This window comes from Pseudoclavibacter sp. RFBA6, from assembly GCF_002931575.1.
Lineage (GTDB): Bacteria > Actinomycetota > Actinomycetes > Actinomycetales > Microbacteriaceae > Pseudoclavibacter > Pseudoclavibacter terrae.
Genome location: NZ_PSUA01000013.1, coordinates 90,883 through 103,906, shown reverse-complemented (window position 1 = coordinate 103,906; position 13,024 = coordinate 90,883). Strand labels below are relative to the sequence as shown.

Sequence of the window (13,024 nt, the reverse complement as noted above, 5' to 3'; positions counted from 1 at the left end):
TCGCGCAGGTCCGCCCGCACCCGCATCCGACTTTCACGAGAGCAGCAATTGAGCACCAACACCTCCCAACCCGTGACCCGCGTGAGCGAGCTCGACGGCGGAACACGCTTCAACGCGGCGCTGGTGAGCGCCATGGGGGTTGCGTTGGCGACGCTCCTCACCTGCCTCGTGGTCATGAACGAGCGCGACCTGACCCTCGTCCTTTCGCCGTTCACCACCCTCAGCAACACGTTCGACTTCTACTCGCTGCCGGTGCTGGTCCTGCTGTGCCTCGTCACGCTGGTGGGCTGGCTCGGGTGGCTCCGGAGCTGGTGGATCGCCGCGGTCGCCGGGTTCGTGCTGGCGCTGATCGCCGGCACGGTCGGGTACGTCGTGCGGCTCGCGACCGGCGGCGCCGAGTTCACCGGTGAGACCTGGTCGGCGATCTTCATGGAGTTCTTCGGACTCAACTTCGTGTTCCTCGTGTCCGCCACGGTGTACACGGCGATCATCGGGCCCGCCCTGTTCCGTCGGCAGGTCGCCGACATGCTCCGGGATGTGTCCGGCCGGGTCGCGCACGCCGGGGAACTCCGCCGGTTCTCCGAGTCAAACAGCAAGCTCGCGCTCGTCCGCATCCCCGCCGCGAACCCGCAGGATGCCCAGGTCACGTTCCAGGAGCGCGCCGAGGTCGATCGGGATCGTGCCAACGAGCAGTGGGAGTCCTATGTGGCGCTGCTCGATGAGCACGGCTGGGAGACGCGCGAGGTCCCTGCGGCCGAGACCATGCCGGATTCGGTCTTCACCGAGGACCAGGTGATCGTGCTCGGTGAGATCGCGATTCTGGGTCGCAGCGGCGCCGCGTCCCGGCGCGCCGAGCTGCCCGGCGTGCGCGCGGCTCTCGCCGAGACCGAGCTCGTCACGATGGAGATCGAGGCCCCGGCGACACTGGATGGCGGCGACGTGCTCCTGGCCGGCGATACGGTCTACGTGGGTGCCTCCACGCGCACCAACGCCGAGGGCATCCGCGCGCTCCGCGAGATCGCGCTCGACCTCGGCTACCGGGTCGTCGCGGTGCCCATCAAGGGGGCGCTGCACCTGAAGACGGTCGCGACGGCCCTGCCGGACGGCACCGTCATCGCGTGGACGCCGGCCCTCGAGCAGCCGTCGCTCTTCGGCGGCTACATCGAGGCACCGGAGCTGCTGGGAGCCAGCGTCCTGCCGCTCGATTCCGAGACCGTTCTCGTGTCAGCGGCGGCCCCGGCGACGGCGAAGCTCGTGAAGCGCCTCGGCTACAACGTGGTGTCCCTCGACATCTCGGAGTTCGAGAAGCTCGAGGGTGGAGTGACCTGCCTCTCGGCTCGCGCGTACTAGGCGGGAGCCGAGGGCAGCGACAGCTCGAGCCCGAGTCAGCGAATCACGGCATCGGCCCGCGTCACAGCGAGCCGGTGCCGTGGTCGTTGAGCACGCGCTCGCCGACGGTCTCGCCGTACTGGGTCTCGCCCGTGACGACGAAGCCCAAGCTGCGGAAGAAGTCGCCGGGCCCCAGGTCGCCCTCTTCCCAGATGGTCGTCACCTTGTCGAACCCGCGGCGTGCGGCCTCGTCGAGGATCGCCGTGACGGCGAACGACCCGACGCCGCGGCGCTGGAAGTCCGCGTCCACGTTCATGCGCATGATCGTGGCCCTGAACAGCTCGTCGGGGGCGTCCTCATCGAAGTTCGCCATGATGAAGCCCACGACCCGACCGTCGAGCACGACGACCCTGGGCCACGACGTCGTCTGGTTGACGTAGGCCTCCGAGATCGAGTGCGAGACGGGCGCGACGAACGCCTCCTGGCCTGGTTTCAGCGTGAGCGTGTTGGCGGCGACGATGTTGTCGGCGGACAGCTCTTCGATATACAGCTCGCTCATGGATGCAGAGTAGCGGTCCGTCTGAGTATTTCTCCGAATGCGTCCCCGGTAGGCTGGAGGCAAACCGCGCGCAGAAGGAGGACTTTATGGCGAAGATCAAGGTCGAAGGAACGGTTGTCGAGCTCGACGGCGACGAGATGACCCGCATCATCTGGCAGAAGATCAAAGACACGCTCATCCACCCGTACCTCGACGTGAACCTCGAGTACTACGACCTGGGCATCGAGAAGCGCGACGAGACCGACGACCAGATCACGGTCGACGCGGCTCACGCGATCCAGAAGCACGGCGTCGGCATCAAGTGCGCCACGATCACCCCGGACGAGGCACGCGTCGAGGAGTTCGGCCTCAAGCAGATGTGGCGCTCCCCGAACGGCACCATCCGCAACATCCTGGGCGGCGTCATCTTCCGTGAGCCCATCATCATCTCGAACATCCCGCGCCTCGTGCCGGGCTGGAACAAGCCCATCATCGTCGGCCGCCACGCATTCGGCGACCAGTACCGGGCCACCGACTTCCGCTTCGCCGGCGAGGGCAAGCTCACGGTCGAGTTCACGCCGGACGATGGCTCCGAGCCGCAGAAGTTCGAGGTCTTCCACTCGCCGGGCGACGGAATCGCCCAGGTGCAGTACAACCTCGACGCGTCGATCACCGACTTCGCTCGCGCGTCGCTCAACTACGGACTCACGCGCGGCTACCCCGTGTACCTGTCGACGAAGAACACGATCCTGAAGAAGTACGACGGTCGCTTCAAGGACATCTTCCAGGAGATCTTCGAGGCCGAGTTCAAGGACAAGTTCGAGGCAGCAGGCATCACCTACGAGCACCGCCTCATCGACGACATGGTCGCGGCTTCGCTCAAGTGGGAGGGCGGCTACGTCTGGGCCTGCAAGAACTACGACGGCGACGTGCAGTCGGACACCGTCGCGCAGGGCTTCGGCTCGCTCGGGCTCATGACGAGCGTGCTCACGACGCCCGACGGCAAGGTCGTCGAGGCTGAGGCCGCGCACGGCACGGTCACGCGCCACTACCGTCAGCACCAGCAGGGCAAGCCCACGTCGACGAACCCGATCGCCTCGATCTACGCCTGGACGCGCGGCCTCGCGCACCGCGGCAAGCTCGACGGCAACCAGGAGCTCATCGACTTCACGCAGGCGCTCGAAGAGGTGGTCATCGAGACCGTCGAGTCCGGCAAGATGACGAAGGACCTCGCCGCGCTCGTCGGCGAGGGAACCCCGTACCAGACGACCGACGACTTCATGAACTCGATCGCCGAGAACCTCGCCGCGCGAGTGTCCGCGTAAGCGACACCCACGGCACAGGGCGCTCGCCTCACAAGCCCCGCATCCTGCTTCGGCAGGGTGCGGGGCTTCTGCGTGCGGCCGGCTCCTGGCGTGCGGAGAATAGGGTGGATGCATGAGCACCTCGCCAGTCCGCATCACCGTCACGGGAGCAGCAGGCAACATCGGCTACTCGCTCCTCTTCCGCATCGCATCCGGCTCCATGCTCGGCGACACCCCCGTCGAGCTGCGGCTCCTGGAGATCCCGCAGGCCGTCAAGGCAGCCGAGGGCACGGCGATGGAGCTGGCGGACGGCGCGTTCCCGCTGCTGCGGTCCGTGGACGTCTTCGACGACGCCGATGCGGCCTTCGACGGCACGAGCATCGCGCTGCTCGTCGGCTCGATGCCGAGGCGCGACGGCATGGACCGCGCCGACCTGCTCGAGGCGAACGGCGGCATCTTGGCGCCCCAGGGTCGCTCGATCGGCGAGCACGCCGCTGACGACGTCCGCGTGCTGGTCGTCGGCAACCCCGCCAACACGAACGCCGCGATCGCGCGCGCGGCAGCCCCCGACGTGCCGGGGGAGCGGTTCACTGCCATGATGCGCCTCGATCACAACCGCGCCATAGCGCAGCTCGCGGCCAAGGCAGGCGTCGGCGCCGGAGAGGTGTCGCGCATCCACGTCTGGGGCAACCACTCGAACACGCAGGTGCCGGATGTCGACCACGGCACGATCGGCGGCGTCCCGATTCGTGAGCGCATCGCCGACGACGCGTGGATCGACGGCGAGTTCACCACGACCGTCGCGACGCGCGGAGCGGCCGTCATCGCGGCCCGCGGAGCCTCCTCCGCCGCCTCCGCTGCCTCTGCCGCGGTCGACCACGTGCGCGACTGGGTACTCGGCACGCCGGAAGGGGACTGGACGACGGCGGCCCTGCCATCCGAGGGCCACTACGGGATCCCCGAGGGGCTCGTCGCAGGCGTGCCGGTGATCTCGCGCGGCGGCCGGTGGGAGGTGGTGCAGGGCCTCGAACTCAGCGAGCTGACCCGGACGCGCCTCGCCGCGACCGTCGCCGACCTCGAAGCGGAACGCGATAGCGTTGTCCGTCTGGGATTCGTTCCGTCGCCCTCCTGAAGTGAGAAGAGCAGCAATGACCAAAGCCGAACCGGACGTCCTCGCACTTGAGGTGCTGATCCGTCGAGACGGCGTCGGCGAGATCCGGGAGGGCGGCGCCGTCGAGCGCATCATCGCGGCGGACGCCGACGAGCTTCGCTCGGAGATCATGACGCGCGTCGTCGACCGCGCGACGCGCGAGGAGATCGTGATCGACCTCCGCACGATCGACATCGACGGCGTCTTCCCTCTCCGCGTGTCCCCAGATGGCAGCCTCGTCGAGACGGGGGACGTCGGAGAGCTCGCACCAGGCGACGACCAGCTGACCGACCGACTCGCGCACGCCGAGCCAGCCCAGCCGGGCGGCTCGGCCGAGCCGGACGCCGACGGCGGCTACGAGGCCGCGACGGGCGCGAACAGCGACGGCTTCCTGCCGCAGGGCAACGTGCACGAGACCGTGCGCATCCCTCGAGTCGAGATGATGCACCATGCGCTCGATCACGAGTCCGACGACGACGGCGTGATCCCCGGACCGCCGCAGGGCGTGGCAGCCGAGGTCGCCCCCGCGCCGGAGCTCGACGACGAACGACACGACGCGACGCAGGGCGCGCCCGTGCCGCAGGCGGAGGCCCCACCCGTGTGGTTCGAGGACCGGATCGACGAAGACGGCCTCGAGGACACCCAGCCGTGGCAGCCGCGCTTCCCCCGCGACGCCCGCGCGCAGCGTGACCTCGACGAGCTCGAGAATGTCGAGACAGGACCGCGCGACATCATCCGACCCGGCCTGCCGCCCAGACCGACGAACACCGCACCAGTCGCCGCATCCGCCTCGGCAGGCACCGTGTCGAAGGCCGCATCCAGCACCGCCCCGGAGCGTCGCAAGAGCGACACCTCCGCGCCGACCCTCGCCGACCTCCTCGCCGACAAGCAGGCCGCGCCCGAAGCGCCCGCCCAGCAGGGATGGCGCAGCGCGCTGCGCGTCGGCACCGGAGGGCTCATCAAGCTCGGCCCCGGCGAGGCCGAGCGCATCAAACGCGACGAGATCCGCCGAGTGCAGCGCCAGTTCGACGGATCCAGGACCGTCGTCGTCATGAACCCCAAGGGCGGCGCCCACAAGACCACGGCCACGCTCATGATCGCGGCCACGTTCGGCGAGATCCGCGGCGGCTACACGCTCGCCTGGGACAACAACGAGACCCGAGGCACCCTCGGGTGGCGCTCGCACCCGGGCAGCCACCGCAATACGGCCGTGGACTTCCTCAGGCAGCTGCCGCGCTTCGAGGTCTCGGGAGGCGCGACCATCGCCGACGTCGACCGCTTCGTGCGCCCCCAAGGCGACGCCCAGTTCGACGTGCTCGCATCCGACGACGACGCGGCTTCGGCCGCCATCATCGACGCGGAGGCGTTCTCGCGCATGCACCGCACCCTCAGCCGCTTCTACCGCGTGCTCGTCGTCGATACCGGCAACAACATGCGCGCGAGCAACTGGGAGGCCGCCCTCGACGTCGCCGACCAGCTCGTGATCGTGTCCACCGCACGCGAGGACACCGCCGCATCCGCCGCCTGGCTCGCCGACGGCCTCCGAGAGCGAGGCTTCGGGGACAAGCTCGAGAACGCGGTCACGATCCTCTCGAGTCCCTCCGCGAAAGAGGACCAGGCGCTCACCGTGCGCCTGCGCCACCACTTCGAACGGCTCACCCGCGCCGTCGTTGAGGTACCGTACGACCAGGCTTTCGTCGGCGGCGGTGAGCTGAGCGTATCCAGCCTCAAGCCCGCGACGCGCGACGCGTGGCGCACCGCGACCGCCGCCATCGCGGAACGCCTCTGACCCGATAACAGACCTAGGAACCCAGTGCTCACGATCACCCACACCTCTCGTGCTGCCAGCCCGGACGAGATGGACGACATCCAGACCGGTCTCAACGACCGCTACGGCGTCGTCCTCTCATCCGGCGTCGAGTACCCGGGCAGGTACACGCGATGGGACATCGGGTTCATCGATCCACCGCTGATGATCGAGGGGCGAGGCTTCGCCCTGCGGATGCGCGCCCTCAACAGCCGGGGCGAGATCCCGCTCCGGGCGTTCACCGAGGCGTTCGAGCGCCTCGACGGCGTCGCGGTGCGGGTGCTCGCCGACGGCGAGGTCGAGATCGACGTGACCTCGCAGCGGGACGAGATCATCCCCGAAGAGCAGCGCACGCGGAGGCGTTCCAGCTTCAGCGTGCTGCGCGCCATCATCGAGACCATGCCGGACGACGCCCCCCACCTCGGCCTCTACGGTTCGTTCGGCTACGACCTCGTGCGACAGATCGAAGCCCTCGACGCCCCGAACGGCGGCGACCAGCGCGACCTCGTCGTCTTCCTGCCCGACTCCGTGCTCGCCGTCGACCGCCAGCGCGGCGACGCAACGCGCCACGACTTCGAGTTCTCCGACGGCACCACCACGACCGAGGGCATGCCACGCACACAGGTGCCGAGCCCCTTCATCGCACCCGCCGCATCCGCGCAGTCATCGCGCGACCACGAGCCAGGGGAGTACGCGGCGCTCGTCGAGTCGGCCAAGGCCTCCTTCGCCCGCGGCGACCTGTTCGAGGTCGTACCCGGTCAGGCCTTCCGTCGCCCCGTCCGCACCACCCCGGCCGACGTCTTCGCCTACCTGAAGCGCAACAACCCGGCACCGTACGGCGCGCTCATGAACCTCGGCGGGCAAGAGTTCCTCGTGAGCGCCAGCCCAGAGATGTTCGTTCGGGTCGCCGGCAGCCGCGTCGAGACCGTGCCCATCTCGGGCACCATCGCACGCGGTGCCGACGCGATCGAGGACGCCGACCGCATCCTCGAGCTCCTCAACAGCGACAAGGACCGCTCGGAGCTCACCATGTGCACCGACGTCGACCGCAATGACAAGTCACGCGTCTGCGAGCCCGGGTCGATCAAGATCATCGGCCGGCGCCAGGTCGAGCTGTACTCGAAGGTCATCCACACGGTCGACCACGTCGAGGGGCGGCTACGTCCCGAATTCGACGGGCTGGACGCGTTCGCGACCCACATGTGGGCCGTCACCGTCACCGGAGCCCCGAAGATCTGGGCCATGCGCTTCATCGACGAGCACGAGCGGAGCCCCCGCACCTGGTACGGCGGCGCCATCGGAGCGCTGCTCGCCAACGGTGACGTCAACACCGGGCTCACGATCCGAACCGCGATGATCCGCGACGGCATCGCCGAGGTCCGAGCCGGCGGCACGCTCCTCATGGACTCGACCCCCGCCGCCGAAGAGCTCGAGACCGAGATGAAGGCCTCAGCGCTGCTCGAGGCGCTCGACGCCGCCGCCGAATCAGCAGCCCCCGAGGTTCCGGCCGAGACGGCGCCCGCCTCGAATGGACTCGGCCACCGCATCCTCTTCCTCGACCACGAGGACTCCTTCGTGCAGATGCTGGCCGGCTACATGCGCGAGACCGGTGCGGAAGTGCGCACCGTGCGCATCCCCAAGGGCGGCATCGAGCGCGAGGAGATGGCCCGCATCCTGGACGAGCAGCAGCCATCGCTCGTCGTCATGTCACCAGGGCCTGGCGCGCCGAGCGACTTCAAGTCCTCCGAGCTGCTCGACGAGATCGTCGACCGTTCGCTGCCCATCTTCGGCGTCTGCCTGGGGCAGCAGGCCATCGGGGAGTACTTCGGCGCATCCCTCGGCCAGCTCGGGTACCCGCTGCACGGGCAGGAGCGCGAGGTCGTCGTCACCAATCCCGGTTTCCTGGACGCCCTGCCCCAGCGCTTCGTCACGGGCCGGTACCACTCGCTGCACATCGACCCCGCGACCATGCCGGAGAGCCTCGTCCTCGTCGCGTCCGACGACGACGGCATCCCGATGGCGATCCAGCACCGCGACCTGCCGATCTTCGCCGTGCAGTTCCACCCGGAATCGCTCATGACCCTGCGCGACTCTGCCGGGAAGCGCATCATCGAGGCCGTCATGGAGCGAATCCCGGCGCGCGTGCCCGCCGCCTGAGCCGCGTCCGTCATAGCGCGTGGCCGACTTCCGTGATGGGCGGGAAGATCTGGCGTGGTGGCGGGCATTGGGAGCGTTTTCGTCACGCAAGTCGGTCAGGGCAAGCGCCAGGCACGGATGCCGGGCGCCGTCACGTGTGCCTTGGGCGTCAAGAGGCCGTGGGCGGCAACGCCGCGGCGCGTTTCATTGGCAGCGGAGCACTCAGCGACGACCTTTGACGCCTGCCAACGGCACCCGCAGTAGACCGGCCGGTCCAACTTCCGTGATGGATGCGCGTGGCTGAGGCGCCCGGGGCCTGTTGGCGTCGTCTCGTCCCGGAAGCTGGTCAGGCACCGGGCCGTCTGCGTGAGCCCCGGACGTGGCTCCCTTCGGCGAGAAGTGCCCGCAGTGTGGCCTCGACACGCGGCCACTGGAACATCACCTGCTCGTAGGTCAAGCGCAGGACTCGGTATCCGAGCCTGTTCAGCACCAGGTCTCGGCGGCGGTCATTCCGAGAGTGCCACTCCGCGGAATGAAACTCCTTAGAGTCGCACTCGATGACGAGGCGATCGCCGACAAGCAGGTCCACATCACCGACGCCGACCACGTGAAACTGCGGAGTGACGCGCACGCCGCTCAGCTGGAGCCACAACCGGACGATGCTCTCCGTGCCGGATTGGCTCCGCGCATCCACGAATCTCAGCTTCTCGCGCGCGCTCACGGCGAGCGGGGCGGCCAACGCGGTGAGCGAGCTTCGCGTGATGAGGCGCGACTGGAGCGCCGAGTCGGCGACAACGACAAGGTCGCGTTCGGGGAGGCACAGGAGCGCGCATTCGAGAGCAAGATCGACGTCGTCAACCGCATGCTTCTCAAGCGGGCGAGCTTGATGGACTGAGGCTCGATGCAGGACCACTTCACCTGTGCGGGGGTTGGAAGACGTTGTGCGCGTGATGCCGAGTGCGCTCGCTGCGATTCGCACATGCACCCCGGAGTGAGGCGGAGTCCAGACTCCTTGCGAGCTGAGAGCCGTGAGGCAAGTGGCGCGACCGTGCAGGCGCACAGCTTCAACGACTGCGGCGGACGCGTCTGGCGTGGCAAACCAGCCAGGCGAAACCCGCCAGAAGGTCCCTTGTTTGAGCGACGCCTCTAACCCGCGGCGAGTTCCGCCCTCTGCATGCCATTCAGCGCGCGAGAAGACCCCTCCGTTTGTTCGCACGGGTGCTCTCGCAGTTGCTGGTTCTGGCATGCGCCCAGCACAGCGCAGATCTACCGACCCGTGAACAGGAAGCTGGCCTCCTGTGGAGTCGTCGCCATCCACAGCTCGCCTGCTGCGAAGTATGTGTCCAACTTCCGTGATGAGAGGCGAGCTCAGAGCGCCGGCGTGCCCGAAGTGGCCCATTCATCACGGAAGTTGGCCAGCAGCAGCAGCAGCAGCAGCAGACTGACCGAAGCGACCGGAGCGGGTCAGTGGAAGATGATGGTGCGCTGCCCGTCGAGCAGCACGCGGTGCTCGGAGAACCACTTCACGGCCTGCGTGAGGGTGCGCGATTCTTCGTCCTGGCCGATGGCCATGAGCTCCTGGGGTGCACGCGTGTGGTCGACGCGGACGACGTTCTGCTCGATGATCGGGCCCTCGTCGAGGTCGCTCGTCACGAAGTGCGCCGTCGCGCCGATGAGCTTGACGCCGCGGGCGTGCGCCTGGCGGTACGGGTTCGCGCCCTTGAAGCCCGGCAGGAAGGAGTGGTGGATGTTGATGGCGCGGCCGGCGAGTTCTGCGCAGAGCTCGGGGGAGAGGATCTGCATGTAGCGGGCGAGGACGACCAGCTCGATCTGCTGCTCCTCGACGACCTGCAGGATGCGCGCCTCGAAGGCCGCCTTCTCGTCTGGCCCGGTGACGGGGAGGTACTCGAATGGCACCTCGTAGAACTCGGCGAGGCTCGCGAGGGCTTCGTTGTTCGCGAGGACAAGCGGGACGTCGATGTGGAGGTGGCCGGAGCGTTGACGGAAGAGGAGGTCGTTGACGCAGTGGCCGGCTTTCGTCGCGAGGATGAGCGTGCGAACGGGGCGGCCGGCCTCGTCGAGGGAGACCTCGGCGCTGAAGCGCTCGGCGACGGGTTCGAGGCGGGCGAGGAGGTCCTCGCGGCTGGCGTCGGTGCGGATGTCGACGCGCATGAAGAAGCGACCGGTGTCGGTCGAGGAGAACTGCTGGAGTTCTTCGATGTTGCCCGCGGAGTCGACGATGGCTCCCGTGATGGCGTGCACGATGCCGGGCTGGTCTGGGCAGTTGAGGGTGAGCACCCATCGAGTTGCTTCTTGAATCACCACATCAGGGTAGCCGTCCTGCGCCTGAGGGGTAGACTTCACTGTGGTCGTGCGGATCGCTCGGCCCCCGGCGTGCCGGTACGCACGCAGTCGACTCCCTGGCGAGGTTTCCCGCTCGCCCGGAGTGCGCCGTTCGGATATTGCGAATGACTTCTCTCTCTGCTCCTGTGATGACGTCTGCCCCCAGGCTGCCGCTCGTCCCTCTGATCGCGCTTGCGTTCTCCACCTTCATCAGCGTGACGATCGAGATGCTGCCCACTGGCCTGCTCGAGCTCATGACCGTCGATCTCGGCGCGACGCGCGCGGAGATCGGCTGGCTCATGACGATCTTCGCGTTCACGGTCGTGTTGACGAGTACCCCGTTGACGGCGCTCACGAAGCGCGTGCCCCGCCACGCGCTGCTGGTTGTCGTCCTGGCGGTCTTCGCCGTCGGCTCCATCGCCTCGGCGTTCGCGCCCACGTATGCGTGGCTTGTCGTGACACGCGTGGTCACGGGCCTCGCCCATGGCGTGTTCTGGGCGGTGGTCGCCTCCTACATCTCGCTCATCGCACCGAAGGAGCTGCTGACGCGCGCGGTGTCGATCACGCTCGGCGGCGGCGCGATCGCCTACGTCCTCGGGGTGCCGATCGGCACCGCGCTCGGGCAGGCGTTCGGCTGGCGGTTCGCGTTCGGCTCGCTCGCGGTCGTGACGCTGCTCGTCGCGGTGCTGCTCTGGTTCCTGCTGCCGCGCGTCAACCACCTCGACGACTCCTATTTCACGCGGCCGATCGCGCTTCCGGACGACTCGGCCGAGGATGCGGTGCCTGCGAAGCGGGTCCGCTTCGCGCAGCGCTCGCTGCTGACGGTGATCCTGCTGTGCGTCATCACGCTCATCACGATGACTGCCCAGTACGCCTTCTACTCGTACATCTCGCCGTATTCGCTTGATGTCATCGGTTTCCCTGTCGAGACGTTGAGCCTCGTGCTCTTCGCGTACGGCATCGCATCGGCGGGCGGGACGGCGCTCGCCGGCGTGTTCTTCACGGCACGTCCGCGCGTCGGCCTCGCGACCGGCTACGGCCTCATGCTCATCGCGGTGACGCTGCTGCTGTTCGCGCACGACACGACGGTGGCGCTCGTCGCGCTCGTCATCTGGGGGCTCGGGATGGGCGTGCTGCCGCCGCTGCTGCAGTCGCGCATCCTGAATGCCGCGCCGTCTCGCCACCGCGACCTCTCGAGCGCGCTGTACACGTCGGGCTTCAACTTCGGTATCGGCTCGGGCGCGCTCGTGGGCGGTCTGCTGCTGGATGCTGCGGGTCTCGTGGCGCTGCCCGTGTTCTTCCTGGCGATGGTCGGGCTCGGCCTGGTGAGCGCGCTGGTGCTCGACGCGGTGCTGGCTAGGCGTCCGCTGCAGCAGACGAGCTGACGCCTGACGCGCTGAAGGCCGCCGGGGTCGCCGGGGTCGCCGCGGGCAGGGTGATGGCGGCGGTGCTGAGGCTTGTCGAGCTGAGGTCGTCTGCGACCCGCTGGAGGCCGTCGCGCACTGCGGCGATGGTCGGGGACGCCGCGCTCGCGGTTCGGATCGAGGTGAAGATCTCGCGCCGTGGTGCCCCGGCGAGGCTGAGGAATCGCACGCTGGGCGTGGAGTGGGCCCAGGTGAGGTCGTTGAGGATGCCGACGGCGTGGCCGGTCTCGATGAACCGCATCTGCGCCTGCAGGTCCGCGGTCTCGTAGCGCACGTCGGGTTCGAAGCCGGCGACGCGGCACTGCTGCTCTCCCCAGTGGCGGGATGCAGACCCTTGCGGTTCCATGACCCAGGCGAGCTGGGCTGCATCGGCGAGGGTGGTGACGGGGGAGTCGACGGGTACGGCGAGGCGCAGCGCGTCGCCGGTGAGGAGCCGTTGGTCGAGCCCGGGGTGGTGGGGTGCGGCGTGGCCGGGGTACTGCTCGGCGACGACGACGTCGAAGTCTCCCGCGAAGGTGTCGAAGAGCGCGGATTCCGGCTCGTGCTGCACCATCTCGATGCGGAGGCCGGGGTGCTCTTCCTCTAGGACGCGGAGGAGCGGCGGGATGAGCGTGAGGGCCGCGGATTGGAACACGGCGATGCGAACCGTGCCCACGGCGCGGCTGGTGGAGGCGAGGACCTCCTGCTCTGCGATCTCGAGTCGTTCGAGGATCTCGGCCGTGTGCCCTGCGAGGATCTCGGCCTGCTGGGTGAGCTGCACGCGGCGCCCGTGCTTGCGGAGGAGTTCGACGCCGAGCTCGGCTTCGAGGGCGGAGAGCTGCTGGGAGACGGCCGATGGCGAGAAGTTGAGCGCCTTGGCGACTTCGGCGAGGGTGCCACGGAGCTGCACTTCGCGGAGGAGTCGGAGCTTGCGTACGTCGAGCATGATTAATCATCACACGAACTGACGAAAACGCGTCAATTTCCTTCACTATACCTAACGGAAGTCGGGTG

At 68.3% G+C, this 13,024-nt stretch carries 11 protein-coding genes; 7 read left to right on the top strand and 4 right to left on the bottom strand.

What is annotated here, in order from left to right:
• Positions 1-48: 48 nt before the first annotated feature.
• Positions 49-1,350 (top strand): dimethylarginine dimethylaminohydrolase family protein, encoded by a 1,302-nt coding sequence (locus C5C17_RS18995; RefSeq protein WP_258066219.1) that lies wholly within the window; start codon positions 49-51, stop codon positions 1,348-1,350.
• A gap of 61 nt (positions 1,351-1,411) precedes the next feature.
• Here the strand turns inward: C5C17_RS18995 and C5C17_RS13925 are convergent, their stop codons facing one another.
• The gene (locus C5C17_RS13925) at positions 1,412-1,888 is read right to left on the bottom strand and encodes a GNAT family N-acetyltransferase (RefSeq protein ID WP_104253983.1); all 477 of its coding nucleotides are present in this window, start codon (positions 1,886-1,888) and stop codon (positions 1,412-1,414) included.
• A gap of 86 nt (positions 1,889-1,974) precedes the next feature.
• Here C5C17_RS13925 and C5C17_RS13920 point away from each other — a divergent pair, with 86 nt between their 5' ends.
• The 4 genes from C5C17_RS13920 (at position 1,975) to C5C17_RS13905 (ending at position 8,285) form a co-directional block, all read left to right on the top strand.
• Positions 1,975-3,192 (top strand): NADP-dependent isocitrate dehydrogenase, encoded by a 1,218-nt coding sequence (locus tag C5C17_RS13920; protein ID WP_104253982.1) that lies wholly within the window; start codon positions 1,975-1,977, stop codon positions 3,190-3,192.
• A gap of 112 nt (positions 3,193-3,304) precedes the next feature.
• Positions 3,305-4,303: a malate dehydrogenase gene (locus C5C17_RS13915; protein ID WP_104253981.1), complete on the top strand. Its 999-nt coding sequence runs from the start codon at positions 3,305-3,307 to the stop codon at positions 4,301-4,303.
• Positions 4,304-4,319: 16 nt separating this feature from the next.
• Positions 4,320-6,110, top strand: coding sequence for a chromosome partitioning protein (locus C5C17_RS13910; RefSeq protein ID WP_104253980.1), 1,791 nt, complete (start codon positions 4,320-4,322; stop codon positions 6,108-6,110).
• 24 nt (positions 6,111-6,134) lie between these two features.
• On the top strand, positions 6,135-8,285 hold the full coding sequence (locus C5C17_RS13905; protein ID WP_258066218.1) for an anthranilate synthase component I: 2,151 nt from the start codon (positions 6,135-6,137) through the stop codon (positions 8,283-8,285).
• A gap of 325 nt (positions 8,286-8,610) precedes the next feature.
• Here the strand turns inward: C5C17_RS13905 and C5C17_RS19140 are convergent, their stop codons facing one another.
• Complete coding sequence (locus tag C5C17_RS19140; RefSeq protein ID WP_374953922.1) at positions 8,611-8,871, bottom strand: endonuclease domain-containing protein; 261 nt, start codon at positions 8,869-8,871, stop codon at positions 8,611-8,613.
• Here C5C17_RS19140 and C5C17_RS18990 point away from each other — a divergent pair.
• Positions 8,797-9,159 carry a hypothetical protein gene (locus tag C5C17_RS18990; RefSeq protein ID WP_258066217.1) on the top strand — a complete coding sequence of 121 codons (363 nt, stop codon included), beginning with the start codon at positions 8,797-8,799 and terminating at the stop codon, positions 9,157-9,159. The genes C5C17_RS19140 and C5C17_RS18990 overlap by 75 nt on opposite strands.
• 569 nt (positions 9,160-9,728) lie before the next feature.
• On the opposite strand, the gene purU is transcribed toward C5C17_RS18990, so the two are convergent.
• Positions 9,729-10,586 carry a formyltetrahydrofolate deformylase gene (gene purU, locus C5C17_RS13895; RefSeq protein ID WP_371030164.1) on the bottom strand — a complete coding sequence of 286 codons (858 nt, stop codon included), beginning with the start codon at positions 10,584-10,586 and terminating at the stop codon, positions 9,729-9,731.
• A 170-nt stretch (positions 10,587-10,756) separates the two neighbouring features.
• Here purU and C5C17_RS13890 point away from each other — a divergent pair, with 170 nt between their 5' ends.
• Positions 10,757-11,992 (top strand): MFS transporter, encoded by a 1,236-nt coding sequence (locus tag C5C17_RS13890; RefSeq protein ID WP_181028612.1) that lies wholly within the window; start codon positions 10,757-10,759, stop codon positions 11,990-11,992.
• Here C5C17_RS13890 and C5C17_RS13885 read toward each other — a convergent pair.
• Positions 11,964-12,956 carry a LysR family transcriptional regulator gene (locus C5C17_RS13885; protein ID WP_104253977.1) on the bottom strand — a complete coding sequence of 331 codons (993 nt, stop codon included), beginning with the start codon at positions 12,954-12,956 and terminating at the stop codon, positions 11,964-11,966. The two genes, C5C17_RS13890 and C5C17_RS13885, sit on opposite strands and share 29 nt — an antisense overlap.
• Positions 12,957-13,024 lie beyond the last annotated feature (68 nt).